This is a genomic window from Paenibacillus sp. FSL H3-0302, assembly GCF_037982245.1.
In the GTDB taxonomy this organism is placed as follows: domain Bacteria; phylum Bacillota; class Bacilli; order Paenibacillales; family Paenibacillaceae; genus Paenibacillus_AQ; species Paenibacillus_AQ odorifer.
Genome location: NZ_CP150284.1, coordinates 1,025,742 through 1,050,854 on the forward strand (window position 1 = coordinate 1,025,742; position 25,113 = coordinate 1,050,854).

The 25,113-nt window shown below is 45.3% G+C and carries 24 protein-coding genes; 14 read left to right on the forward strand and 10 right to left on the reverse strand.

Annotated elements, in window-relative coordinates; genetic code table 11:
- Positions 1–656: 656 nt before the first annotated feature.
- Positions 657–1,490, reverse strand: coding sequence for an AraC family transcriptional regulator (locus MHH50_RS04390; protein WP_256717561.1), 834 nt, complete (start codon positions 1,488–1,490; stop codon positions 657–659).
- Between the two features lie 119 nt (positions 1,491–1,609).
- On the opposite strand from MHH50_RS04390, the gene MHH50_RS04395 reads away from it, so the two are divergent.
- Positions 1,610–3,640, forward strand: coding sequence for a beta-galactosidase (locus tag MHH50_RS04395; RefSeq protein ID WP_340033992.1), 2,031 nt, complete (start codon positions 1,610–1,612; stop codon positions 3,638–3,640).
- A gap of 77 nt (positions 3,641–3,717) precedes the next feature.
- Here the strand turns inward: MHH50_RS04395 and MHH50_RS04400 are convergent, their stop codons facing one another.
- Positions 3,718–4,407 (reverse strand): hypothetical protein, encoded by a 690-nt coding sequence (locus tag MHH50_RS04400; protein ID WP_340033993.1) that lies wholly within the window; start codon positions 4,405–4,407, stop codon positions 3,718–3,720.
- 199 nt (positions 4,408–4,606) lie between these two features.
- Between MHH50_RS04400 and MHH50_RS04405 the strand changes: the two genes are divergently transcribed.
- Both MHH50_RS04405 and MHH50_RS04410 read left to right on the forward strand, forming a co-directional pair.
- Positions 4,607–5,164, forward strand: coding sequence for a DUF1273 domain-containing protein (locus MHH50_RS04405; protein ID WP_036680784.1), 558 nt, complete (start codon positions 4,607–4,609; stop codon positions 5,162–5,164).
- Positions 5,165–5,266: 102 nt separating this feature from the next.
- Complete coding sequence (locus MHH50_RS04410; RefSeq protein ID WP_051491142.1) at positions 5,267–5,590, forward strand: YciI family protein; 324 nt, start codon at positions 5,267–5,269, stop codon at positions 5,588–5,590.
- 6 nt (positions 5,591–5,596) lie between these two features.
- Here MHH50_RS04410 and MHH50_RS04415 read toward each other — a convergent pair whose 3' ends face one another.
- Positions 5,597–7,054: an amidase family protein gene (locus MHH50_RS04415; protein ID WP_076279874.1), complete on the reverse strand. Its 1,458-nt coding sequence runs from the start codon at positions 7,052–7,054 to the stop codon at positions 5,597–5,599.
- Positions 7,055–7,224: 170 nt separating this feature from the next.
- Between MHH50_RS04415 and MHH50_RS04420 the strand changes: the two genes are divergently transcribed.
- Positions 7,225–8,352 carry a copper amine oxidase N-terminal domain-containing protein gene (locus MHH50_RS04420; protein WP_340033994.1) on the forward strand — a complete coding sequence of 376 codons (1,128 nt, stop codon included), beginning with the start codon at positions 7,225–7,227 and terminating at the stop codon, positions 8,350–8,352.
- 96 nt (positions 8,353–8,448) lie between these two features.
- Here MHH50_RS04420 and MHH50_RS04425 read toward each other — a convergent pair whose 3' ends face one another.
- The 3 genes from MHH50_RS04425 to MHH50_RS04435 form a co-directional block, all read right to left on the reverse strand.
- Entirely contained in the window at positions 8,449–8,943 is a 495-nt protein-coding gene (locus MHH50_RS04425; RefSeq protein ID WP_076099543.1) for a hypothetical protein, read from the reverse strand.
- Between the two features lie 69 nt (positions 8,944–9,012).
- Positions 9,013–10,428, reverse strand: a complete 1,416-nt coding sequence (locus MHH50_RS04430; protein WP_076129601.1) for a HAMP domain-containing sensor histidine kinase — start codon at positions 10,426–10,428, stop codon at positions 9,013–9,015.
- A complete protein-coding gene (locus tag MHH50_RS04435) occupies positions 10,416–11,099 on the reverse strand; it encodes a response regulator transcription factor (protein WP_232061150.1) in 684 nt (227 codons plus the stop codon). The genes MHH50_RS04430 and MHH50_RS04435 overlap by 13 nt, the downstream gene beginning before the upstream one ends.
- Before the next feature lie 147 nt (positions 11,100–11,246).
- Between MHH50_RS04435 and MHH50_RS04440 the strand changes: the two genes are divergently transcribed.
- The 5 genes from MHH50_RS04440 (at position 11,247) to MHH50_RS04460 (ending at position 14,321) form a co-directional block, all read left to right on the forward strand.
- Positions 11,247–11,960, forward strand: coding sequence for a YceI family protein (locus MHH50_RS04440; protein WP_076129600.1), 714 nt, complete (start codon positions 11,247–11,249; stop codon positions 11,958–11,960).
- Positions 11,961–12,127: 167 nt separating this feature from the next.
- Complete coding sequence (gene mutT, locus MHH50_RS04445) at positions 12,128–12,523, forward strand: 8-oxo-dGTP diphosphatase MutT (protein WP_076185009.1); 396 nt, start codon at positions 12,128–12,130, stop codon at positions 12,521–12,523.
- A 40-nt stretch (positions 12,524–12,563) separates the two neighbouring features.
- Positions 12,564–12,890 carry a nucleoside triphosphate pyrophosphohydrolase gene (locus tag MHH50_RS04450; RefSeq protein WP_339246559.1) on the forward strand — a complete coding sequence of 109 codons (327 nt, stop codon included), beginning with the start codon at positions 12,564–12,566 and terminating at the stop codon, positions 12,888–12,890.
- Between the two features lie 37 nt (positions 12,891–12,927).
- Positions 12,928–13,278 (forward strand): DUF1648 domain-containing protein, encoded by a 351-nt coding sequence (locus MHH50_RS04455; protein WP_081391932.1) that lies wholly within the window; start codon positions 12,928–12,930, stop codon positions 13,276–13,278.
- A gap of 50 nt (positions 13,279–13,328) precedes the next feature.
- Entirely contained in the window at positions 13,329–14,321 is a 993-nt protein-coding gene (locus tag MHH50_RS04460; RefSeq protein ID WP_076282134.1) for a Gfo/Idh/MocA family oxidoreductase, read from the forward strand.
- Between the two features lie 80 nt (positions 14,322–14,401).
- On the opposite strand, the gene wrbA is transcribed toward MHH50_RS04460, so the two are convergent.
- Entirely contained in the window at positions 14,402–15,037 is a 636-nt protein-coding gene (gene wrbA, locus MHH50_RS04465; protein ID WP_076282107.1) for an NAD(P)H:quinone oxidoreductase type IV, read from the reverse strand.
- Positions 15,038–15,193: 156 nt separating this feature from the next.
- On the opposite strand from wrbA, the gene MHH50_RS04470 reads away from it, so the two are divergent.
- The 4 genes from MHH50_RS04470 (at position 15,194) to MHH50_RS04485 (ending at position 19,468) form a co-directional block, all read left to right on the forward strand.
- Positions 15,194–15,721, forward strand: coding sequence for a GyrI-like domain-containing protein (locus MHH50_RS04470; protein ID WP_340033995.1), 528 nt, complete (start codon positions 15,194–15,196; stop codon positions 15,719–15,721).
- A gap of 484 nt (positions 15,722–16,205) precedes the next feature.
- Positions 16,206–16,385, forward strand: coding sequence for a hypothetical protein (locus MHH50_RS04475; RefSeq protein WP_340011975.1), 180 nt, complete (start codon positions 16,206–16,208; stop codon positions 16,383–16,385).
- Between the two features lie 580 nt (positions 16,386–16,965).
- Positions 16,966–17,520: a pyridoxamine 5'-phosphate oxidase family protein gene (locus tag MHH50_RS04480; RefSeq protein WP_340033996.1), complete on the forward strand. Its 555-nt coding sequence runs from the start codon at positions 16,966–16,968 to the stop codon at positions 17,518–17,520.
- 547 nt (positions 17,521–18,067) lie between these two features.
- Positions 18,068–19,468 (forward strand): ADP-ribosylglycohydrolase family protein, encoded by a 1,401-nt coding sequence (locus MHH50_RS04485; RefSeq protein ID WP_076129593.1) that lies wholly within the window; start codon positions 18,068–18,070, stop codon positions 19,466–19,468.
- A 594-nt stretch (positions 19,469–20,062) separates the two neighbouring features.
- Here MHH50_RS04485 and MHH50_RS04490 read toward each other — a convergent pair.
- The 3 genes from MHH50_RS04490 to MHH50_RS04500 all read right to left on the reverse strand — a co-directional run bounded on the left by MHH50_RS04490 (position 20,063) and on the right by MHH50_RS04500 (position 23,054).
- Positions 20,063–21,835, reverse strand: coding sequence for a hypothetical protein (locus MHH50_RS04490; protein WP_076279869.1), 1,773 nt, complete (start codon positions 21,833–21,835; stop codon positions 20,063–20,065).
- A 147-nt stretch (positions 21,836–21,982) separates the two neighbouring features.
- Positions 21,983–22,909, reverse strand: coding sequence for a hypothetical protein (locus tag MHH50_RS04495; protein ID WP_076129591.1), 927 nt, complete (start codon positions 22,907–22,909; stop codon positions 21,983–21,985).
- Entirely contained in the window at positions 22,902–23,054 is a 153-nt protein-coding gene (locus MHH50_RS04500) for a hypothetical protein (RefSeq protein ID WP_155986556.1), read from the reverse strand. Before MHH50_RS04500 ends, MHH50_RS04495 begins: the two co-directional genes overlap by 8 nt.
- Before the next feature lie 205 nt (positions 23,055–23,259).
- On the opposite strand from MHH50_RS04500, the gene MHH50_RS04505 reads away from it, so the two are divergent.
- A complete protein-coding gene (locus MHH50_RS04505) occupies positions 23,260–25,077 on the forward strand; it encodes a vWA domain-containing protein (RefSeq protein ID WP_340033997.1) in 1,818 nt (605 codons plus the stop codon).
- The last annotated feature ends 36 nt before the right edge of the window (positions 25,078–25,113 follow it).

The window sequence follows — 25,113 nt, forward strand, 5'->3', positions numbered from 1 at the left end:
ACAGAAGCACAACAGAAAATAGTTGCACTTCGTACACTTATTTGAAGTGTTGGAGTATTTAATTGGTTTTAGTTGCACTTTGTGCAGCTAAAAATTGGCTTATCCCGCTGCAAGGCCATATTCCGAGAATATAGTTGCACAGAATACACTTATATGGATAATTTCTGCCGTGCAGGCTATTTTAAGTGTACAAAGTGCAATTATTTCGTCTGACTTACTCATACTGAACTGAAGAGAGCTGCACAATGGAGTCCCAACATGAGCAGATTCCCACATGGAGTCCACCATAGCAGATTTCCACAAGTTGTCCAAAGCGGGCAGATTTTCACATGGAGTCCCAACATGAGCAGATTCCCACATGGAGTCCACCATGAGCAGATTTCCACATGGAATCCACCATGAGCAAGATTTCCACATGGAGTCCACCATGAGCAGATTTTCACAAGGACTCCACCATGTGCAGATCTGCACGATCCATCTCAGAGTTGCCGTACACTCGCAGCCAAATGCACCCAGCCACCGTACCGCACCGCACCGCACCGCACCGACTTCACCGTACCGCCCATTTCTACACAATAGTAGCGCATACCATACTCTTACTACGTTCTAGCCGCATATTCCCAGCGAGCAATTTTTCCACAGTAGGCGGGGCGTGTTTAATGCAGACGTCTAAATTGCTCCGGCGTAGTCCCGGATTGCTTGCGAAATGTGGCTACATAATGGCTGACATCGCGGAAGCCGACTAGCTGGGAGATAGCTTTTACCGTAAGATCGGGTTGGCTTACGAGCATTTCTTTGCTTTTGCGGATGCGTAACCGTACGAAATAGGCATAAGGCGAGAGTCCGAAAGTTTGGACGAATAGGTTGTTAAGATAGCGCCCAGATACGCCTAGTTCATCGGCTAGATCGTTCAGTCCAAGATCAGGATCGCCATAATGGCTGTCCATCCATTTTAGCAGTGGCTGCAGCTTATCTACATTGCGGGAAATCGCCGTATTATTTTGAAGCTGTCCATATTTACTCAAAGTAAGCAAAAAACGATAAGCATCTGTGGAGGCGCCGAGACCAAACATATCCTGATAGGCATCATGACGATCCAGCATTTCCTTCAGCAAATTGGGGAGAGGCGCTTCATTTTCCCAACGGTAAAAAGAATTACTATTCATCCCAAGGGTCTCCAAAATAGAGTGTGCCGAATCGCCACCAAACGTTAGATAATAGGTACCCCAGTTTTTAGTGGAAGCCTCATAACGATGGGGTGTATAAGGAAGTAGTAATACGCCGCTGCCTTCGGGCAGGGAAAAGGTTTTATTGTCAAAATGGATGATCCCTTCACCTTCTGAGGTTTGAAGCCAATGATACGTGTCATAGCCATCGGGGCGGGATACTTTTTCCTGATCATGATTGTGCCCCATACTGTCTAAAGTGATTGGCAAGTGCTGTCCACCTTCATGGACGAATACGATCCTGCGATGCATGATTTCGAACAATGTTATCCTCTCCTGTTAGTTCTATATTCTTATATGTATGAGATATTATTTTATATTTAAAGGGCAACCTTAACCATTTACAATAGATATATAATTATACTATAAAGGGTGTGCGAAGTGTGATTAACGATAAATTACCTAAAATTTGGTACGGTGGAGACTACAATCCGGAGCAATGGGATGCGCCAGTATGGGCTGAGGATGAACGGATGTTCAAGCTGGCGGGAATTGATGTTGCCACAATTAATGTGTTTTCCTGGGCTTTAATCCAACCTTCCGAAGATACTTATGATTTCTCCTCATTGGATGAATTAATGGATAGACTATATAAAAATGGAACTTATGTATGTCTAGCTACAGGAACAGGAGCACATCCAGCTTGGATGGCTCATCGTTATCCTGAAGTGACCCGTGTCGATGTGCAGGGCAGAAAACGTAAGTTCGGCGGACGTCATAACTCCAATCCGAACAGTTCAGTTTACCGCAAGTATGCAGCGAAGCTGGCTGGTAAGCTGGCAGAACGCTACAAGGATCATCCGGCACTGGTAGCTTGGCATATTTCTAATGAATATGGTGGCTATGATTATTCCGAACAGTCCGCTGCTGCCTTCCGTGTCTGGTTGAGGGAGCGTTATGGTTCGCTGGATGCTTTGAACAAGGCTTGGAATACACGCTTTTGGGGACATACGTTTTATGATTGGGAAGAAATTGTGGTGCCAAATGAGCTGAGTGAAGAATGGAACGGTAACCGTACTAACTTCCAAGGAATCTCGTTGGACTATCGCCGTTTTATGTCTTATAGCTTGCTCGAATGTTACAAAATCGAATACGAAGCGATCAAAGAACACAGCGCCAACGTACCTGTTACAACGAACCTGATGGGCTTTTATCCGGAGCTGGATTATTTTGAGTGGGCCAAGCATATGGATGTAATTTCTTGGGATAACTATCCTTCACTGGACACACCGGTCAGCTTTACAGCAATGACACATGACCTTATGCGTGGATTAAAAAATGGCCAACCATTCATGCTGATGGAGCAAACACCGAGCCAGCAGAACTGGCAACCGTACAACTCTTTGAAACGTCCAGGCGTTATGCGTCTATGGAGTTATCAGGCTGTGGCGCGTGGTGCAGATACTGTGTTGTTCTTCCAACTGCGTCGTTCGATAGGGGCTTGTGAAAAGTATCATGGAGCGGTAATTGAGCATGTGGGTCATGAACACACACGGGTATTCCGTGAATGTGCTGAGCTGGGTAAAGAGCTCGAGCAGCTTGGAGATCAACTACTGGATGCGCGCAGTGCAGCTAAGGTAGGGATCATCTACGATTGGGAAAATCGTTGGGCGCTTGATCTCTCAAGCGGACCGTCGGTTGCCTTGGATTACGTGAATGAAGTCCACAAATATTATGATGCGCTGTATCAGCAAAATATCGAAGCCGACATGATCGGGGTCGAAGAGAACCTGTCCAAGTATGAAATTGTTATCGCACCCGTAATGTACATGGTCAAGCCAGGTTTTGCAGAGAAGGTTGAAGCCTTTGTAAAAGCGGGCGGCACATTCATTACAACTTATTTCAGCGGTATTGTTAATGAGAACGACCTCGTGACGGTTGGAGGTTATCCAGGCGAATTGCGTAAAGTGCTTGGAATTTGGGCAGAGGAAATCGATGCATTACTGCCAGGTATGAGCAATGAACTCGTGCTGGATAAAACGTGGGGTAGCTTGAGTGGTTCTTATAAATGTGATCTGCTCTGCGATCTGATCCATGCCGAAGGGGCAGAAGTTTTGGCAGAGTACGGTTCTGATTTCTATAAAGGAATGCCTGCGTTGACTGTGAATAAATTTGGTGAAGGTAAAGCTTATTATGTGGCGACAAGTCCAGAAGCAGGATTCCTACAAGGATTCCTAGCGAATCTATGTGCCGAAAAGAACATTCAGCCGCTGGTAACTGCACCGGAAGGTATCGAATCTGTTCAACGTGTGAAGGATGGCGTATCTTACTTGTTCTTACTGAACCACACTGCCGGGGATTTAAGCGCGGATATTGGGGCAGCTGAGCGTACTGATCTACTGACAGGTAATGTAATCAGTGGTTCAGCAGTTGTACCGGGTCGTGGAGTATTGATTTTGTCGGATAAAAAATAGTTTATAGTATACGATTTTTAAAAAACTTTCCGGGCATAGCTTGCCCCCGGAAAGTTTTTTTGTTGTGAAGAAACTGATTAGCTGCTGCTGCCCGTGCTACCGTCTGGAGCGGATCCGCCGGGGTTTCCGCTGCTTAAGGTAATGCTCTCCGCCACAGTGGAATCTGATTTAAGTGTATATTGGATAATGTCATCAGCTTTCAGGTCAGCTAAGCTGATCGTGTTCTCCTGACGCGTACCATTGTCAAAGGTCATCGTTACAATTTTGGTATCAGCATCAATTGTAATATCTGTGGTTTCCTCGGAGAAGGTTTGCTGCATCCCGCCGCCCTGTGGTCCACCACCTTGTCCACCGCCGTCAGGGGCTCCGCCTTCCGGTATTCCCCCCTCTGGAGGTGTACCGTTTTCTGAGCCTTGATCACCTTCGGGTCTTTCCGGTGGAGTACCAGCCTGGCCGTTCTGCATATCGGCTCCAGCCGTATCTCCAGTGCCTTGTGCGGGCGGGGAAGGCATTTCTGACGTATAGATTGTAATTGTGTTGTCGCTAATACTCTTAATCTTGCCGAAGTTCATGGACATGCCGGGTCTGCCGTTTTGTTGATTGCCGTTTCCTTGAGATTGCTGTGCCTCAGCGTTATCTGCGGGTGCCGTGTTCGCTTGGTTATTAGTAACAGCTGTTCCTTCGGACTCCGAATTGGTGCTGCAGCCAGCCAATAGTAGAGAAGCGAGTAGACTTCCTGAGATCATAATCGGTATTAATTTCTTCATTTATTTTCTCTCCTTAATAGTTTTAGATTGATTAGGAGAAATATATCAGACGGTTCTGAAAGGTTGCTTAAGATCAGCTGAAAGTTTGCCTAAAGAAATAGATCATGTAAATGCTATATAATAATCATATAAGTGGGATAAAACTCTACAAAGGTAAGTCATGGTAAGAGATAACCAACGTTCAGGAAAGAGGCAGTACATGAAGAATTTACTCGTAACAGGCTACCGTGCGCATGAGCTCGGTATTTTTGACAATAAGCATCCGGGAATTCCTTATATCAAAAAGGCGCTGTCTAACAGATTAAAGCCGCTAATTGAAGAAGGCGTCGAATGGATTATTACCCCCGGCCAGTATGGTGTCGATCTTTGGGCTTGTGAGGTGGTATGTGAACTCAAGACTCAATATCCTGAATTGAAATTGGGGATCATTACGGCGCATACTGGACAGGAAGAGAAGTGGAAGGAAGAGAAGCAGGAGGAATACCGACGTATTATTGCGGGTGCGGACTTTTGCAGGGCGGTCAGTAATGCCCCTTATGACGGCAGCTGGCAGTTCAGGGCCAGAGATGACTTGTTGTTCCGCAAAAGTGACGGGATATTGCTCTTTTATGATGAGGATGCGGCGGAAGGCAGCCCGAAGTTTTTTAAAGAACGAGCGCTGAAGCTGCATGCAGAGGGGGACTACGAGCTGTTTCTTATTCATTCTGATGAGATTCAAAATATTGCCGATGAAGAAAATCAGCGAGATTATGAATAAAGCTACGAACGAAGACATCGCGAAATAAAAAAGCCCGAATCGGCATTGGGAAATCACCGTTACGGGCTTTAGTTTCTATTTGAACGAGAGGCGGAGAATAGGATGAGTGAGGTCAATCAAGCAGATATTTGTTATGTTATTTTGCTTAGCCCGACGAATCAAGACCGTAGAGACATGGAGATTATTCGTGGTCATGTTAAGCATTTACAAGAGCTGGACCGTAAAGGACAATTAGTGCTGTGTGGTCCCTTTAGTGATTGTCCTGGCGGTATGGTTATTGTAAGAGCGAACTCACGCGAAGAAGCCGTTCTCCTTGCCGAAAAAGATCCTTACGTGCTGTCTGGCATTCGTAGCTATGAAGTGCGTACATGGAGTCTGTCCCATGAGGGAAACAGGCATTTAGGTATTGTTCCACTTCAGGAATAGGTTTAATCAAATGAAGCTTTTTAGCGAAGGTGCTTTTCGCACCTTGTAATGCTGCTCATAGGCATAGGCTAGCTTGATAAGCGTAGGCTCCTGATAAGCTTTTGCTGAGAAGGTTACACCAAAGGGAGCGCCGGCCGACGTGTATCCAGAAGGAACGACGATGGACGGATATCCTGCTCTGGAAGTAATTCTGGCGCCAAAATCGGCAGGGAACAGCAGGGCATCCAGATTGTATTCTTTCATAGTGGCATCGATCCCTTCTTCCTTGCACAGCTTCAGGTCAGTCGCTCGATGGCGTAAATATTGAGCTTCGCTTTGTGTGCCGGAGGAGGTATATTCCGCATCTATTAATGTAGCTTGACCAAATCTCAAAGTCTCCACAGGGTGTGCATGATTAAAATCAATAATATCCTTCAAGGTTCGCATAGGTGCTCCGGGGCCCAAATGAGATAAATAAGCATTCAGTGCTGTTTTGAATTCGTTTAATACCACCGAAGAGTAACTAATCTCCCGGGCGGTCTTAATATCCGCAGGATCAATGATGGTCGCTCCAAGCTCTCTCATCCTGTCGACGGAAGCGTTGAACAAAGCAAGCTGCTCATCTGTGAGCTCCTCAAAATAATAATCACGTGGTATCCCAATTCGAGCGCCCTGCAAACCATTCGGATCAAGGAATACAGTATAATCCTCGTGGATTCTACCTGTATTTGTTCCCATAGCTGCATCGCGTTGATCCTTGCCCAGCATGGCGTTTAGCAGTAACACGGCATCATGAATGGTTCTAGCCATAGGGCCTGCGGTGTCTTGTGTATTGGAGAGCGGCAGGATTCCTGAACGGCTGAGCAGCCCCACGGTTGGCTTAATGCCGATGATGGAGCCCAAATTACCGGGATTAAGAATCGATCCCGAAGTTTCTGTGCCAACAGAGACCGTACAGAAATTACAAGCGACAGCTACTGCTGAACCCGCACTAGAGCCGCCGGTTGGCGTAGAAATATTGTAGGGGTTAAGGACTTGCCCGCCACGGGAGCTATAGCCGGAGGGCATGCCGTTCGTCATAAAATTGGCGAATTCGGTCATATTGGCTTTACCCATAATAATGGCGCCGGCTTCACGCAGCTTGGTAACTATAAACGCATCTTCCCCGGCAAAAGAATTCGCCAAAGCCAGCGATCCCGCACTTGTATGCATTTTGTCCCCAGTATTGATGTTATCTTTCAATAACACAGGTATCCCGTGCAGGGGGCCGCGTGGGCCATTAATTGCCCGTTCCACATCCAGAGATTCTGCGATAAACAACGCATCAGGATTAATCTCCAGTACAGAGTTAATCGTCAGGCCGTTTTTGTCGTGATCAGCAATGCGTTCATAATACATGAGAACTAGTTGTTTTGACGTAATTTCTCCGGCTTCTAATGCGGCTTGGATGTCCGGTATGGTGGCCTCTACGATTTCAAAACTCATATGCGTTCACGCTTCTTTCCCTCTAGGATATGGCTTCTCCTTCATCTAACCATAATTTGGGTGTCGTTGGTAGTTTTCTTTTTAGACTTACATTTTGATTGGCCATTTGATATATTCAGGTGTGCATTGTTTTTTTTTTATTTTTCTAGATTAGGAGCTAAATTAAGAACATGAAAAACCACAACTTTGCTTCAAAAATTATCACTTTTTTTGTGGTGATGATAAGTTTTGCTGTTTTATCTTCAAGTCAAGCCTTTGCGGAAGACAGTGATCTCAAATGTTATTTGGACGGTAAGCAATTACATTTTAATGTAAGTCCTATACTGAAAGATGGAGTTACATACGTACCTATGCGGGCGATCTTTGAAGCTTTAGGCGCAACTATTAAATGGGATAATCATGCGAAGTCGGTCTCAGCGGTTAAAGGGGATATTAACATTTTTTATCTGGTCAAGGAAGGAAGAGTAATTGTAAACGCCAAAGAGCATGAGCAAGTCTTAAAAGGTATCAATTTTCAAAATAATACACTCGTCCCTTTAAGATTTATTAGCGAAGTGTTGGGTAGTAGTGTCACTTGGGATGAAAGTACAAAATCTATTTACATAACCTCACCAGTTGCCGAGGAGAAGATTATTGCCCCGGTCAACAGAACAATTTCAGTAGGAAGCCAAGAGCAATCAAAATCGTTATCAGATGAGAGAAACAGGTTTGTTATAATCGTAAAGCACTACGGAATTAAAAATAATCAGTTGTATAGCTTGCTCGAATTTTCTAACATGGATAATAAAGACATCTCAATAAATTTTAAGTCCGGTGATCAAAAAATCATAAAGACATTCTCAAAGGAAATGGACCCCATGCCGACTCTGAAAATTGAAAATTGTACGGAAGTAACCCATAAAGTAGTTATCGATAATATTGGCGGGAATATATATAAAATCCCGGAATTTTCAGTTAATCAGGCGTGTGTCAGTTCCAACCAATCCCAACAAGATGCGCTTGAAGTATGGCGGAACAACAATTCCGGCCTCTCGGAATTAGGCAGTAACCTCGTGTCTGTCCGTAAATATATTCAAGATCAGACGGGTGGGCTGCAAAACTTTGTGATCCCAGCCAATAAAGCTGAACAGCTGATCTTGGTCGCCCCAGTTGGAGGGAAGGATAGGTTGGTTGTGGAGGGCAGTTATTTTGTAGGGGGTCTATCAAATAAGACTATAGAATTCCAACTAGATTATGAAGTGGTTTCTGAGCTCGATTTGGGTATTTATAGTTACATATATACGGAACCTGTATATTAAGGATCGTTTTATTAGAAAAGAGGTGTCCGAACGGCCAAAATAAATGGCTGCTCAGACACCTCTTTTGTTGTGAGTGTGTAGATTAAAGTCTGACAATTACTCCTGCGCTGCTGTAAATCCCTCTTCCGCTAAATATTCTTTAGCTTCCTCAAGCGTTTCAAACGCCATCTCCAGATTGAGGTCGGCATAGACATACCATAAATCATCCTCAAGCTTTAGGGTTAGGGTTTGGCCCTCATCATTAGTCCAGAGTGTATCGGCAGTTGCCGCAGCCTTTTTCTTTCTTTTGCTGGCTACAGGAGCATCAGGAATGTAAATAGACAGTGAGGTGATGGAGGCATCCAGCAAACTGCGCAGCTCGGATTCCGAGTAGTCGCGAATATTCACGAAGCCCTTATCGTCTGTCTCGTAGCCCCGCAGTAAGCCTGCGAACACATAGCCATTACCATTTGGATGCAGGTGAAAAGCCACGGTTTTCTTATCATGCTGGCTTTCCTCGTAGTGATAGTTCACGCGCCCAAGGGATACATTTTTGCGTTCCAGCTGGGGGTAAGAGTCGAGAATCGCTAATTTTTGTTCAAAAGTAAGCATATACAGCCTCCGGTTTTCGGTGTGATTGTGCACATGATTATACCATGTCGATGGATCGTAGACTATTTTTTAATCATCAAGCGGCAGAGACAGCACGAAGGTGCAGCCTTTGTCTGAGTGCTCCTCAAGCACGAGGCTTCCGTTCATAGATTCGGCCAACAGACGGCTGAAGGTTAGGCCGAGTCCTAGACCACGCAGTGTGCTCTGCTTATCGCTGCCCCGGAAGAAGGCTTCGAAGACATGCTCACTATGATTGGATGAGATGCCAAGCCCATTATCTTGAACACGGATTTCGGCAAAGCCATGACCTTGCTGCTCCAGCAGGTCTATCGTAAGCTGCACCTTTCGATCCGGAGCTTTGGCTTGTACGCTGTTATTAAGTAGATTGACGATAATCTGCTGGATACGAAGGGAGTCCCCACGCAAAAATAAGGGATTGATCGGCATATGGAGCACGGGTTCAGCAACATCTTCCGCCTGTGTCAGTTTCCATTGATATACGATTTCTGATAGTAGTGGTACGGCATCGAGTCGGTCGTGACGAACGGAAACCATTCCTGCAGTCAGGGCATTGTAATCCAGAAGGTCGGCTACCATTCGCTGCAACCGCCCAGCCTCCAGCAGGGCAATATCCAGAAATTCCACAGCTTCATCACCTTCAACGACCCCTTCGCGGACGGCATGCACCAGGCCTTTAATAGAGGTTACGGGTGTTTTCAACTCATGGGAGACTCCGGCCAGCATTACGGCTCGAGACTGCTCAAATTGCTGTAACTTGCCTGCCATCTCTTCAAAAGACATCATCAGCTCATGAATTTCCCGCTCTTTAGCATCCTTATCTAGAACGATATCATAACGGCCATGGCTGATTTGAGCCGCTGCCTCGACTACCTTCTGAATGGGTTTTGCCAGTTTACGAGATAAGAGGTAAATGGTTAGCCAACTTAAGATGATTAGAAACAGCAGCAGTATGGAGAAAAATATGATCTCCTCCTGTGGAATATGCCGCAGTGATTTTTTGGATTGCAGGACAATAACCTGTCCCAGTGTTTTGTCATCCGAATTTATGGGAGCCACAGCAGCTTTGAACTCCGGACTGCGGGAGTCGTTCAGGCTATCATTTAGCTTATATCTCATTTCCTTGTCAGTTAGAGGTGGCAGGGAGAATAGCATTTGACCTTGTTGATCAGTAATGATCACGCACATCTCTATGGTTAACTTGAAAAACCGCTTCCGGTCTTCGATCAGTTTTTCGAGATTTTGGCTGATTTCAATGGAGCCTTCCATATTTAAGCTGCGATCTGCAATCTCCTGTGCCAAAAGCCCCGCAGTCTGCAGACGATTGCTCATAGCCTCCTGACGGATCCACCATAATGTAGCTAAAGCTGTGAGGAGCAGGCCTACACTAATAATGAGCAGATAACGTATCGTCCAGTAAGAAAGGATAGAGGTACGTTTGGCGTTGTTTCTCTTTAAGTTGTCCATAATTGATATCCCGTCCCCCTTAGGGTACGGATTTCCCCCTCACTAGTAGGCCAGTGCGACAACGCTTGGCGTAGTCTTTTGATCGACAAATCTACCGCCCGGTCGCTTCCTTCATAATCCATTTCCCATACAAATTCTATTAATTGCTCACGCGTACAAATCTGATTAGGTCTTTCAGCGAGAAATAACAGCACTGACATATCCCGAGGACTAAGACTCAGCTCAGCCCCATTCAAAAAGACAGCACGTGCTGTGAAGTCGATAAACAAACTGCCATAATGCCGTTTACGGCTGCCATCAGACCACTGCGAGGGACGGCGTAAGACAGCGTTCACGCGTGCTACCACCTCCTCGGGAATAAAAGGTTTAGACATATAATCATCCGCACCACCGTCGAGGCCGGCTAGCCGGTCATTGATCCCATCTCTTGCCGTCAGCATGATCACAGGGCAGCTGCTTTTTTCACGGATGAGCTTAAGCAGTTCAAAGCCGTCCATGTTTGGCAGCATGATGTCTAGTAATACTAATGAAGGAGGAGATATAGCAAAAGACTCCAGCGCAGCGCGTCCATCAGCTACACGGGTGACTTGAAAGCCTGCTTTTTTCAGATAAGCACTGAGGACCCTAGAGATGGCTTCTTCATCTTCTACAACAAGAATGGATTTCGTCAAATTGGAGTACCTCCAGTCCATAAAATTTACGACAAGTTTAACACATCATAGCCCGTTCTGCTCTGACTTCTTCCCGACATATTGCTTTGTTAGAATGAGGGACGAGCTTGAAAGCATACAGAAATTATGAATATTGGAGGGAACAGGATGAAGAGAAAAAGAATAGCCTTGATCGCTGCAGGAGTTATTATCGTAGGAGTAGTCACAGGTTATACATTACTGGATAAATCGCTGGGCAATAATGTAGAGATCGAGTCCGTGATTCCAAATCAAGCAACAACAGCAGATGCTGGAGAGACAACAAATAACACTGGAGCATCAGCAGGGGTGGCGGTCACAGCCGAACAATTAAACGGGGATTGGACCCTTGCGGAAACCTCTAAAGTCTATTGGTCAGTGACGACCTCTAAAGAAACAGTAAACTTCGTAGACAACAAAGTTCAGGGTACCTGGAAGGTAAATATAGAGGATTCTACTTCGATGGCCGGGGAAGGGACAGTGGATATGAGCGCTCTGGATTCTGGCAATAGCCAACGGGACGAGCATGTAAAAGGAGAGGATTTTCTATCCGTTACGGAATTTCCACAATCCACGTTTGTAGTGAAGTCATTTTCGGAGCTGCCGGCAGAATGGACTGAAGGAGCAACTGTGCCTGTTGAAATGCAGGGGACGCTTACCGTAAAAGGAGTAGAAAAGGACGTCACCTTTCAGTCGCAAGCGGCGTATAGCGGGGGACAGTTGATGCTGTCGGGAACGACAACAGTGGCCTTTTCTGACTTTGGTCTAAGCAATCCCCACACCGTTGTGCTGGATACAGAAAATAATCTTGAGGTTCGCTTGGAGCTTGTGCTGACAAAATAGTAGCTCTTTCGTAAGGATAACGCTGCTGTGAAATTTATAGAGAGACTGTACTGAAGAGATTTTCCCAGGCCGTGTTGGCTTTTGGGAGAGTCTCTTTGGTTTGGAATGAATTGTATGTTTTAATAGTAGTATCTGTCGAATAACTAGCAATAGTGGAGGTGTTCTTTGTGATCAAGGTGGCGGCAGCAATTATACATAATGAAGAAGGGCAGATTCTTATTGCCCGGCGGCGGCAAGGTAAATCGCAGGCAGGTCTGTGGGAATTTCCTGGTGGCAAAATAGAGCAGGATGAGAGCATCGCAGAGTGTCTGCAAAGAGAGCTTCAGGAAGAGATGGGGATCACAATCCTTCCCTATGAGAGCTTTGGCATGAACGAGCATAACTATGGAGAGATAAAGATCCAATTGATTGCTTGGAAAGCGCGGTATCAGGGAGGTGTAATTGATCTGGTGGATCACGACGAACATAGGTGGGTGCTTCCGGCTGAACTGGATCAGTTCATGTTTGCTCCGGCAGATCTTCCTTTTGTAGAACGTCTAGTGATGGAATCAAAGCCGGATTGAAGGGAGATATAATATAATATAGAAGAAAGGAAGAGCTTAAATGCCTGTATATGAAAAGCTAGTGCGTGACGGCATCCCCGATTTGATAGCTTCTCAAGGTAAAGATTTTAACACAAGGATATTAGAGTCCAAAGAATACATAACTGAACTACGTAAAAAATTGCAAGAAGAGTCGAAGGAATATTTTCAGGCAGTAAGTGATGAAGAAGCTCTGGAGGAGCTTGCCGATATGATGGAAGTGATTCAGGCTCTGGCGGAGACACACGGGAGCAATAGCGTGGAGCTGGAGAAGCAACGTGCAGAGAAAGCTAAACGTCGCGGTGGATTTAAGAAGGGGATATATCTGATTGAAGTGGAAGGAGAATAACAGGGAGATTATTTTTCCGCACAAGGAGGGTAAAACGTTGTTCAAAACCAAACTGACGATGATCTTAAGCAGTGTGGTGGCCTTGATTCCTGTAGCTATTTATTTATTCCTTTATTCCAAAATGCCGGATACCGTGCCGATTCATTATGATGGGAACATGGCTGATCGATTTGTAAGTAAAGCTAGTCTGGAGGTTATTTTGCAAAGCGGGCTGGGTTGTTTAGGATTCGTAATCATGAAGCTTTTACAATTCCTTTTGCAAAAAGCGTTTATTCAAAGCTCTAACGAGCACTCAGCGGCCTTGAGCAAGATCTGGAATATTGCTATTTTGGTGGTGACGGTGGTGTTTGCTGGCATCAGTTCCTATACATTCATTAGAATGGTCTGATAGAATTAAAGAGACTTAGCAGAAGGATTAGGAGGAACATGCAAATGAAAATGGACAACGCTTACAAGGTGAGATGGGGAATTATTAGCACAGGCTGGATTGCTCATCAATTTGTTACTGATTTGGCGCATGCCAGTAATGGTGTGGCTTATGCCGTTGGGTCAAGATCTCAGGAAAGTGCCGATGAATTTGCTGAAAATCATGGGATTCCGCATGCCTATGCAACCTATGAGGAATTGCTGAATGACCCAAATGTAGACGCGGTATATATTGGAACGCCGCATCCTTTTCACAAAGAAAATGCTTTAATGGCGCTGCGTGCAGGCAAAGCTGTCCTGTGTGAGAAACCTTTTACCGTAAACAGCGGTGAATTGGAAGAAGTTGTGGCCTATGCTAAAACGCATAAGCTATTCCTGATGGAGGCAATGTGGAGTCGCTACATCCCGGCGATTGTGAAGGTTAGAGAATGGATTGCTGAGGGTAGAATCGGTGATGTTCGTTTGGTGAAGGCAGACCTAGGGTTTCGTACCGACTGGAATCCGGAAGGCAGATTGCTGAATCCGCAGCTGGGCGGGGGTGCGCTGCTGGATGTGGGGATTTATCCGGTTTCTTTTGCCTCCATGGTGTTTGGACCTCATCCTGAGTCTATTTCCAGCACAGTGCACATAGGTGAGACTGGAGTGGACGAGCATTTCTCGATGCTGTTGTCATATGGTAACGGGAAAACCGCTTCGTTGAACGGTGGTATTCGTCTTAACATGTTGGAGGAAGCGCATGTGTTTGGCACAGAAGGCCGTATTATTGTAGAGGGTACATTAGTGAACCCGAAATCGGCTGCGCTTTATATAGGAGATGAGAAGGTAGAGAGCTTTGTGGACGACCGTGCTTCTATTGGATATTGTTTTGAAGCGGAGGAAGTAGGACGTTGTCTTCAGGCAGGGCTTACAGAGAGTCCGGTGATGACATTGGATGAATCGTTAGCGATTCTGAAACTGCTGGATCAAGTGCGTGCACAGTGGGGGCTTAAATACCCTGGAGAGTAATTAAAATATAAATTAAACACCCCTCGGCGCAGTGCTACACAAGTAGCTCCGAGGGGTGTTGTTATATTAACTAAGCTGAGCTAGTTCTGATTATTGGCGTTTTTGCCTGCCTGGACCCAGCCGGACACTTCAACGGTACGCTTCGCTTGATGAAAAACAGCGTCACGGATCCGATCCTGATCTTCGATCATTTTACCGTCTCCATCTACACTGACACTTGTTCCGTAAGGGTTGCCTCCCGCACCAAATGTGACTGGATCGGTATAACCGGGTGCTGCAACAATGGCTCCCCAGTGATACATCGACGTATAGAGTGCCAAAATCGTAGCTTCTTGTCCACCATGCGGGTTCTGTGCTGAGCTCATGGCGCTGACGACTTTGTTTACTGTTAGTCCTTTGCCCCAAATGCCACCGGTTGTATCAATGAACTGCTTCATCTGGGAAGCAATGTTACCGTAACGGGTTGGGGAACTGAAAATAATCGCATCCGCTTCGACTATATCGTCGGGTGTGGCGACTGGGATATCTTTTGTTTTCTCAGCTAGGGCTTTCATGGCTGGATTTGCTTGAATTTTGTCCTCGGGGACGAGTTCCTGCACCTTCAGCAGTTTTACCTCAGCTCCTGCTTTTTCTGCGCTTTCCGCGGCCCATTGTGCTAGCTGGTAGTTAGTTCCTGTGGCACTGTAGTAGATGACAGCTAATTTGATTTTTGGCATGCTGTAGTCATTCCCTTCGAGTGTAGTTCCATACTATTAATTACCCTAATGGTGTCTTTATAACCCAGAATGAAATCAATCTATTCGAACTGGACAGACAGATGTCCACTTTGCCTGTGTATACTAAGTTCAATCACAGGAAATGAGGGAGAATGGATGAATACTTATTTTGTAGAGAAAGCAAAAATGACCTTGGCGGGGGTTAGCATACGCACAACTAATGAAGCAGAAATGGGACCTGATGGAGGTTTGTCGCAGCTGTGGGAAACTTATTTTCAGAGTAATATTGCGGGGCAGATAGCTACGGTAAATCCTGAGTACATCTATGCTTTGTATACGGATTATGAGAGTGATGCGAGCGGAGCGTATACCGTTGTGATCGGGCATGAAGTAGCTGAGGAGAGACATTTAGAGGGAAGTCAGCTAGAGGAAGGCGAGCTAGAGGAAAACGAACTAGTGGAAAGCCAGTTCACCTATGCGGCTGTACCGGAGAGCAAATACATGGTTTTTAAGACGAAAAAAGGTCCGGTATTTGAAGTAGTCGCGCAAGCGTGGGGGGAGATTTGGGCGTACTTTAAGGAGTCTGGGGAGGTAAGAACTTACACGGGGGATTTTGAGATTTATGATTCACGGAATTTTGACCCTGCTGACACGCAGGTTGAGATTTATATTGCGATTGAATAGATAGGGGAAAAATGGCTTTATATGCTTAGTGGGTTAAGTGCTTAAGCGGGAGATTTTTTAGGGAAAAGTGTTATAGGAAAGTGTTTAGAGGGAAGTATTTTATAGGGAAAAAGGGATTTAAGGGAGTTGCTTCTGATAGTAGTATCAAGCAGCTTGCGAGAGAAAGGGGGGCTGCCGAGAGGTAGTCCCTATTTTTGCTGACGGCCAGGTACCGGGGAGAAGGGTTACTTGACGGTGGAAGAGAATATGACAACTTAAAAGAAAAATACATTTGAAAAGAATATATACATCAGTAAAAAATAATGAATAACGACTCTTCTCTCAACTGGGGATGTGTTGTTAATAATCCTTGCTGAGGCTTGCATTTAGGCACGGGGGGAGACATAAGAAAAGCCCTAGAGTATATATACTTAACTAATATGTCTGCGGAAAAATATACGGTAAAAATCCCGTAGATTTGCTGGATTGGGCTCAAGTGGCGGGGATGTACGGTAAAAATCCCGTAGATTTGCTGGATTGGGCAGAAGTGGCGAGAATGAACGGTAAAAATCCCGTAGATTTGTTAGATTGGGCTCAAGTGGCGCGAATGAACGGTAAAAATACTCTACATCAGCTGCATAGCGTCGAATTAGTCAGAAATAGGAGCAAAAATGCTCTACATTAGCCGCCCCGAGCCAAAGTAGCAAGAAAGAGAGGCAAAAGTGCTCTACATTAGCCGCCCCAAGCCAAAGTAGCAAGAAAAAGAGGCAAAAATGCCTTACATTAGCCGCACCAAGCCAAAGTAGTAAGAAAGAGAGACAAAAATGCCCTACATTAGCCGCCCCGAGCCAAAGTAGCAGGAAAGAGAGTCAAAAATGCCCTACATTAGCGGCAAACGCCGCTTGGACCTAGTCAAAGTTAGTTTGATGGAGGAGCTAGTGGAACTGTTATTGTTAGTGGAGTTAATGCGCTTAAGGAACTGATTCAGTTGGTGAAACTAACGGAGTTGATAGAGCTAATGTAACTGTAGAAGTTAATGTAGTCGGCAAAGCTAGTTAGTTAAGCAAATGTGGTTGATGGAACTGAGGTGATTAGTGAAGCTGCTGTAGTTCATGTAGTTCATGTAGTTCATGTAGTTCATGTAGTTCATGTAGTTCATGTAGTTCATGTAGTTCATGGAACTCATTGAGTCGGCTGATCCGATAGAGTTGAGTAGAGATGACCAATTAGCCAACACACAAATATACAGAAATGGAGAATGCCAAATGGGAAAACAATTCACCGCTATACTACCTGTACATGAAGAGTTTATTCTTCGGCAGCACCTATTTTTCGTAGGGTCAGCGCCGCTTTCAGAAGATGGGCATGTTAACCTTTCGCCGAAAGGACATGATTGTTTTCGGATATTGTCTCCTAATCAGGTGGCCTATCTAGACATGACCGGCAGCGGTAATGAGACGAGCGCGCATCTGCTGGAAAATGGAAGAGTGACGGTTATGTTTTGTGCGTTTGAGGGGCCGCCTAATATTTTAAGACTGTATGGAACAGGGGCTGTGATTTTGCCTGAATCAGGAGAATGGGAAACACTGTCCCCTTTGTTTACATCTCTGCCTGGAGCTAGACAGATCATTTTGATAGATGTTCATAAAGTACAGACTTCCTGCGGATTTTCGGTCCCATTCATGAGTTATGCGGGTGAGCGGGATACGTTGCAGCGTTGGTCTATCCAAAAGGGCGAGGCAGGCCTGAAAGAATATAGACAAGAGAAAAACACTAAGAGTATAGACGGGCTACCCACACCTCTTGGACAAAAAAACTGACCAGAGAGGATCTCCCATACTCATGGTCGGTAGAAGGAAGGCACAAACCATAGGGTTGCTTACTCAAGTCATTAAAAGTTGTCTGCTTCGAATAGGGATGTACATCCAAGTCGTTCAAAGTTGTCTGCTTCGTATATGTACACCCAAGTCGCTATAGTTGCTTGACTACCATTATAAATGTTCACTAGTTGGATACAGTGTATGCTATAAACCAGTACATTCGATCTCATTAGGCAAAGTAATAAGCTAATCGAACGCAACAAGTAATCCCGTAATCCTTTAACCTGTAATCCCGTAATCGAAAAAATGAAGGACATAAGGGTGACGATTCATTTGGCATCCCATTGGAGGGTTTTTTAGAGTGTCTTTCCCTATTTAATAGTCTATTAAACTTATTGCTTTTACTGTTATTTCTATCATCGCATGCTCGTTTATTTAAACTTATAATGAAGGCGATGGGATGGGCTGCTTTTCCATCTATCATCGTTTACATTCTCATGTAGAAGTTATTTTACGTAGATTAATAAACGGACAAAGGAGATACAGCATGCTGCCATCACTCACATTTCTTAATCGTCAATTAGAGGGAATTTTACGCAATAAATTTGCACAGGGGCATCAAACATCGGGTTATTTAGCCAAGCTGGAACAGCTTCCCGCAAGCTATGATGCCTATCTGGAATTCGCTCATAGCTTGGTTGCCATCCCAATGAGGGAAGATTGGCCTTACTATGAACCAAACGATTTACAAGAGATATGGCAGGAATGCGATCCGGCACGACCTTTAGGCCAGGTCGGCATCTTGAATCTTAAGGATAGCTCCAAGCGTGTGGAGGCGGGATTCCTCGCTTCAGTCTGTGGTTCAATGCTAGGCAAACCGATTGAGGTAAACCCCAGCTTGTCGGAATTGCGTAAAGCTTTAACTTCTGTAGGGGAATGGCCACTGAATGATTACATTTCTGATGAAGTTCTCCATGCTTTGGATCGTCGACATTGGTCTTGGTTTGAGACGACGCGGGGGCGAATTCGTTATGTGGCACCTGATGATGATATCAATTACACATTAATGGGAATGATGGCGTTAGAACAATTTGGCGATGGTTTTACGAAAAGAAATTTAAGAGATTTATGGATAAATCATCTTCCGATAAGTACTACTTGGGGGCCGGAGAGGACCATCTTGCTTCGATCGGGGATTAGCTATCTGGAGCATGATAGAGAACTATTCAATCATTCTGAAATAGAGGCTTGGCCCGACTTCATGGTGCAAGATACAGAACTATGCGGAGCAGCGATTCGCGCAGATGCTTACGGTTATGCCTGCCCCGGTCAACCCGCTCTTGCCGCTGAGCTAGCTTGGCGTGATGCAAGTTTTACACATCGCCGGACGGGGATCTACGCCACGATGTTCATCGCCGCTGCGATTGCAGTTGCGCAAGTGCTGCGCGATCCTATTAAAATAATAAGTACTGCACTGCAATTCGTACCTAGAAGGAGCCGATTCTATGAGATTACTCAGGATTGCCTGCAGAGGGTAGCGAATGCAGATAACTGGCTGGAAGCTTATCAGAGCATTAACCATAAGTATGCAAATTATAGTCACTGTCAGGTTTATCAGGAAATAGGTACCTTAATTAATACATTTCGATTTGCAGACAATGTCGGTGACGGGATATGCAAGCAGGTGATGCAAGGCAACGATACGGATAGTTTTGGAGCAACAGCAGGCTCTCTGCTCGGGGTTTATTTCGGTTCTGACAGCCTGGAAACAAGATGGCTTGAGCCTTTCCAAGACCGGATTCATACGGGATTATCTAATTTTCATGAGCAAAAGCTATCCCGTTTGGCTGAGCGGATGGGGCGTTTGCCAGAGCTGTTGCATACTCACCAACATCGAATTGAACCCAGCGAGCTCTATGTAAACGAGAACACCGATTTAAACCTTTGAATTTGATTTCATCAAAAAAATGGTTAAGATATCTGTTACTACGGTTCACAATTTTATTTCCTTGGAGTGTTTGTGGGACCTATATAGAAGTGCTTTAGAAATTAAAAGTGCCAATTGAGTAGCTGAGTAAAAGTCACCGTGCTTAATGCAATACGACATTATCCCGTAACAGGTTACTTTTTGATTTTTTTCATCTATCCATAGACTGCTAGACAAAAAGACACCAACCCCCGGTTAGTGTCTTTTTGTCTAGCAACAGGTACTGCTAACAATGGCAAATTTGCTTGAAGATGTTACATCAAACGTAGATCACATAAGGGATGATGCGTAACCAATGGTGTGAAAGCGTCTAGAGCAGATTACTTGAAAGTTCAATGGATTGTTAAAAACATCTACAATAGGTAAATTAACGAGACTTAGACTACAGGATAATTACGAATGATTAACGAGCTATGTGATCTTCATGGCATTACGTACCTATTAACCATCGAAGCGCTGTCCAACGCTAGTGCTATAAGTGGTGGAGCTTACAGGATCGTCGAGCCGACACAAAGACAAGGTTATCCCGTATGCCGTATCCTGTATCCCAAATCCCTACCGCCCAAAGCTCATGCTACCTACGGATTCCACTATAAACACAGGCACATATTGCTCGCCCATGTCTGTTCCAACGAGCTCATATCCATTCTGATATTGGCCACTAACTAACGCGTTACCTGTAACGGAACCCACTTCTCCTTGGAGCAAAATATAAATCCCATCCGAGTAAGCAAGACTATTGCCGAAGTTATCTACGATGATCTCACAATGAAAAGAGACCTTTTCAAAAGGATGAGTGGTCAGATCCGCAGCTGAGATTACAGCATACTCCTGAACAATCTCCGCGAATTGATAGCTGCCGTCTACTTTACGGTAAAGTGCCGTTTGCCCGTCAACACCGTCTCCAAGATCCGCATTAGGCACGAGAATAGAGTCATCGGACTGCAGTTCATAACTATCACCAGCTAAAGAAAATAACTGCGAAATACCATTCGATTTCATCTCATATGCTGTGAAAAGGGTGCGTCCACCTTCAACCTCAGATTGGGCTAAAACTACAGGTACACCTGAAGAGGTTGCCAACTGTTCATTAAAAGTAAGACTGCGCAGACTCTCGAAGCGTGGCAAGCTGTTTCCGGATAATGTGACCACATTGTCGTCGTTATTCATCGCGGCATAATAGAGCACGCCACTATTATCCGTCCCGGCAACGATCACTTTTGTGCCCAATAGTCCTTTGCGGGAGATGGCGTTGTTGTATTTGTCTTGCTCTTCACCGCCAGGAAGGAGGCGAACAGGCTCTGCGATATTCCAAGCCAGCCTAGTAGCGGCAATGTTTGTCGAAGTATCTTCTAGCGGGGCAAGATCTCCGTATAATTGTATCGCTTCAGCATATTGACCTTTAGTAGTCAGACGGTTGGCATTTTTTAGTAGCTTAGCCTTACTAGTATCGATCAAAGTCAGCACCTTGGATGAAGTGATGCCTGCCGATCCTGCAAAATTACGATAAGCTACAGCATGCCCAGCAAAAGCTGTGATATTGTCACCTTCAAGATCTTTGTTCAGGATGATCTTCCCGCTGCTTTCTGCTTGTTGAAGTACCCAAGGAGCTTCGTAATTATGCTGGCTATAAGCACTCATCAGGGACAGGGTGCTTTCCAGCATGCCGGTAAAGTTTCCTGCTCCTGCTAAGGATTTTAATATAGCTGTGTCATGGCTTTTAAACTTTGAGGCTAGTAAATCCTCTTTGGAAGCTGCACTTCCATAATAAGCATCAGGAATCTGCAAAAGATTCCATTTGAAGTTCTCTTCATTACTCACCCCTCCGCTCTGGTTCTGGGCAAGATCGGCAAGGAACTGCTCCTTAAACTGACGGAAATAAGAGGTGAACTGGTCTGAAATGCCTGAGGCCGACGATAACTGGCGATAATAGGATTCATAGGGACCGCCTGGCTTCATATATGTAGCTTTTAAACTGAGCAGAGCTTGATAGCTTTTCATAAATCCGGCAAAATCCTTAGTCTCTGCTTCCTCCTTAGTAGAGGCTACCAAATCATTCAGAACTTTGCGGATGTCTGTGATTGGAGCTAATTCATCCAGACGTTTTGCGACTCTTTCTTCCTGGTAATCAATGGAATAGTTGGCCGCTGCTTGACGGTACTGATCCTCTGCATTAATCAGATCCCCGGCAGCGTAGAGACGGTCGGCTTCTTTGGTGATTTGTATTTTATCTGCGATGAGAAAAACCTTCTGTCCAAGCAGCACAAGCATGCATATACACAAAATGATCATAAAGTTTCGCAGGGTTATTAATTGTTTGAACGTCATATAGAGTAGCCTCTTTTTTCAAAATATAAGAAAGCCTAAGAAAGTATAAGTTTTACGGTATACATCATCCTTATATTTCTTTGAGAAACGGTTGGTTGTCATCAATAAGGATGTTTGCTTTATATTGGTTCATCTTAGCTTTCAGGTCTATTGGACCTCCGGGTCCCAGCGATATTTGGCTTCACGAATGTCAGCTACCCTGAGGTCTAAGCCGTTCCAAGGTTCATGGGGATTCGCAGCAATGAGTTTGGACAACCGCATAAAACGGTCCTTGGGCAGATCTTGCACGTATCGGCCAATCATATTGGAGTAGAGCAGGGCATAACGCTTCATTCTTACCGCCGCTCCTGCAACGCTCGTAAGGATGGTTAAGCCGTTAGCCATCTGGCGAATCTCCACTTCATAGTTCTTCACGTAGCGTAGTGTACGATCCTTAATGAGATCGGGACGGACTTTAGCGATCTCGCCGATATATTCGGCTAGCAGTGGTTCGAAGTCTTTTAGAAGAAGCTGCTCCAGTTCTAGATCCATATCCTTGCGGAGTAAAAATCCATGCAGCAAAGCCACTCGCTGCCGCGCGATCCGGTCGCCGCGAAGCAGGATGGAGAGCTCGCGCAGCTTCTCATAGGCAAGAACATCATCCTTACGGAGTACGGAGACAGCTTCCTGACGGTTGACCTCCAGCCCTTCCTTGATGATGCCGATCCCACGACCAAGCAGCTCATTGAGAGAACGAAGATTCTCGTTCTGCCTTACTTTTCGCTGCGTATAGTACAATAGTCCAGCAAGCACAAGACCACCGGCACCACACAATATCATTTGTTGGATGCTATTTCCAAAATAGACAGAGGCTAGTGTGAGCAGTAAGATGAATAGTAGGCGGGTATGCATCTTCCGTCTGGCTAGTGATGCTGCGTGCTGCTCTACAGCAATAAGTGAGGCTCTGCCACATTTGCTACAGCGGTCTTCGCCAAGAGCGGTATACCGCCCGCATTGGCGACAGATGCGCAGCTTGTCATAAGCGTAACGCGGGGCCTTGAAAGGCCGGAAGGTAACGGGTCTTTTCTTATTCACGGCCTTTATCGCCTCCGTTCAAAGCGGCTAGCAGTCGATCGTTAATATCATCACGTGTCAGTGGTTTGCGCTGATGTGCGGCATAAATGGAAATCTGAATTACGGCAATTAGGAACGTAATCCCAAGAATGACGTATGAAATCATGGAACAATCCTTTCTCATGGACGCTCTGCAGTCCAGATGGCTTTTAGAATGATAATCTTCTATGCATCAATGCACTGGGTCCGGCGGTCCTAAAGTTGAAGTTTACAAGGTTTAATTATATCATAATGGCATGCTATTTACAGATTTTAGCGATAGTGCTGAACCTGTCATATGTGCCTAATATAACACAAGAGGAGCCCTATTTATGCTTCGTAAATATCAAAGTATTAGAACAACCAAGACTCTCTTTCTACGTATCTTTCCGGCATTGCTCCTGGCTCTTTGTCTAGCTGCCTCGCCTTTTGCAGCTGTTAAGGCCTATGCGGCAACGTCGGCGCAATCTCACATTGACGCTGTGCTTCTTATTGATGTCAGCAACTCCATGAAGACTAGTGACAAGAACAAAATCGCCAACGAAGCGATGAAAATGTTCATAGATATGTTATCCACCCAAGGTGATAAAGTAGGTATTGTTGCCTATACCGACAAGGTGCAACGGGAAAAGGCTCTGCTGCAAATTAGCTCGGAGAGCGATAAGCAGGATTTGAAGGATTTTATTGATGGTTTGGACCGAGGAGCTTACACCGATATCGCTATTGGCGTAGAGGAAGCTGTAAAGGTTCTGCAGAATGGAAGTGACCCTTCCCATGAGCCTATCATTGTAATGCTCGCTGACGGCAATAACGATTTCAACAAAGCGACAGGCCGGACGCAAAGTGAATCAGATAAAGAGCTGAAGGCGGCCGTAGAGGTTGCCAAAAAGAATGGCTATCCCATCTATACCATTGGACTTAATGCAGATGGCAAGCTGAATAAACAAAGCCTCGCCGACCTGTCCAACGAGACGGGTGGTAAAGCATTTTCGACGGACTCAGCAGACGATCTACCGCAAATCCTGAGTGAGATTTTTGCCAGCCATTTGAAGCTGAAGGTAGTGCCTGTGCAGTCGATTACTGCAAATGGCGATTATCAGGACGTGACCGTCAACGTGCCTAACGGCAGTGTTTTGGAAGCCAATATCTCAATTATGTCTTCACAGCCTGTGACAGCGAAATTAACGGACCCGTCAGGGAAAGAAGTTGCGATCCCCTCAAACAATGTCCTGCTGTCCAAGTCTTCTACTTATAGCTTGATTAAGCTACTGTCACCGGAGGAAGGAGATTGGAAACTTCAGGTTAAAGGTGTGCCAAAGGATAAGATTGATATTAATCTAGTCTTTAACTATGACCTGGAGCTTAAGATCGATGCGCTGCCATCAGCAACCTATAAAAAGGGTGATAAAATCGACATCACCTCGCATCTGTTCAGCAACGGTACTCAGGTAACACTCAGTAATTTGTATCAAGATATGAAGGCGGTACTGCTTGCTACAGATATTGATACAGGTGATGTGCAAGAAATCGAACTGGATAACTCCGGAGCTGTCTTCAAGGGTACCTTTGAGGTAAAAGAAAGCCATAACTACGAGTTGAAGGTACGGGCAGAGGAAAGCAGCTTTTATCGGGAAAGTGCACCTGTCCAGATCAGCGCGAAGACAGGCGGAGCAGCAACAACAGCACCTTCTACAGGGACTGGCAACGAAGAACCCCTGAAGGAAGCCTCATCCAATACCCTGTATTACATTATAGGGGGCATTCTTTTAGTGCTGGCAGCGGGTGCAGCATGGTATGTGCTGAATAAGAAATCGGCACGTGGTTTTGTTGGACAGCTGGTAGTAGAGGTTGAAGACAGCAATACGGGTGAGAAGACCTACCCACAATATAAGAAGCTTGCAGGCTTCAAGGGCAAGTTCACCCTTCATCAGCTGCTGCAATTGGCGCCTGAACTGAAGGAGAGCGAAACTGTTATTTTCACACCGGCTAAGAATGACCGATTGCTGTTACGCAGCGGAGAAGGTGTTACTGTGGAGAGATCCGGACGTGCTGCGGATGCTTCGCGTGGTCTTGAACTGAAGAGTGGGGACCGCGTTTCAGTATCTCTACAGACGGTAGATAAGACGATTTATCTGGAATATTTAGTATAGTAGGCAATGGCAATATATGCCGCAGAAACAGTTTTG

Excerpts from the sequence above, each read along its gene's own strand:
- MHH50_RS04400 (WP_340033993.1), bottom strand. The coding sequence starts at position 4,407 with ATGAAGAAATTAATACCGATTATGATCTCAGGAAGTCTACTCGCTTCT.
- MHH50_RS04405 (WP_036680784.1), top strand. The coding sequence starts at position 4,607 with ATGAAGAATTTACTCGTAACAGGCTACCGTGCGCATGAGCTCGGTATT.
- MHH50_RS04410 (WP_051491142.1), top strand. The coding sequence starts at position 5,267 with ATGAGTGAGGTCAATCAAGCAGATATTTGTTATGTTATTTTGCTTAGC.
- MHH50_RS04415 (WP_076279874.1), bottom strand. The coding sequence starts at position 7,054 with ATGAGTTTTGAAATCGTAGAGGCCACCATACCGGACATCCAAGCCGCA.
- MHH50_RS04420 (WP_340033994.1), top strand. The coding sequence starts at position 7,225 with ATGAAAAACCACAACTTTGCTTCAAAAATTATCACTTTTTTTGTGGTG.
- MHH50_RS04425 (WP_076099543.1), bottom strand. The coding sequence starts at position 8,943 with ATGCTTACTTTTGAACAAAAATTAGCGATTCTCGACTCTTACCCCCAG.
- MHH50_RS04430 (WP_076129601.1), bottom strand. The coding sequence starts at position 10,428 with ATGGACAACTTAAAGAGAAACAACGCCAAACGTACCTCTATCCTTTCT.
- MHH50_RS04440 (WP_076129600.1), top strand. The coding sequence starts at position 11,247 with ATGAAGAGAAAAAGAATAGCCTTGATCGCTGCAGGAGTTATTATCGTA.
- MHH50_RS04450 (WP_339246559.1), top strand. The coding sequence starts at position 12,564 with ATGCCTGTATATGAAAAGCTAGTGCGTGACGGCATCCCCGATTTGATA.
- MHH50_RS04460 (WP_076282134.1), top strand. The coding sequence starts at position 13,329 with ATGGACAACGCTTACAAGGTGAGATGGGGAATTATTAGCACAGGCTGG.
- wrbA (WP_076282107.1), bottom strand. The coding sequence starts at position 15,037 with ATGCCAAAAATCAAATTAGCTGTCATCTACTACAGTGCCACAGGAACT.
- MHH50_RS04470 (WP_340033995.1), top strand. The coding sequence starts at position 15,194 with ATGAATACTTATTTTGTAGAGAAAGCAAAAATGACCTTGGCGGGGGTT.
- MHH50_RS04475 (WP_340011975.1), top strand. The coding sequence starts at position 16,206 with ATGTACGGTAAAAATCCCGTAGATTTGCTGGATTGGGCAGAAGTGGCG.
- MHH50_RS04480 (WP_340033996.1), top strand. The coding sequence starts at position 16,966 with ATGGGAAAACAATTCACCGCTATACTACCTGTACATGAAGAGTTTATT.
- MHH50_RS04485 (WP_076129593.1), top strand. The coding sequence starts at position 18,068 with ATGCTGCCATCACTCACATTTCTTAATCGTCAATTAGAGGGAATTTTA.
- MHH50_RS04490 (WP_076279869.1), bottom strand. The coding sequence starts at position 21,835 with ATGACGTTCAAACAATTAATAACCCTGCGAAACTTTATGATCATTTTG.
- MHH50_RS04500 (WP_155986556.1), bottom strand. The coding sequence starts at position 23,054 with ATGATTTCATACGTCATTCTTGGGATTACGTTCCTAATTGCCGTAATT.
- MHH50_RS04505 (WP_340033997.1), top strand. The coding sequence starts at position 23,260 with ATGCTTCGTAAATATCAAAGTATTAGAACAACCAAGACTCTCTTTCTA.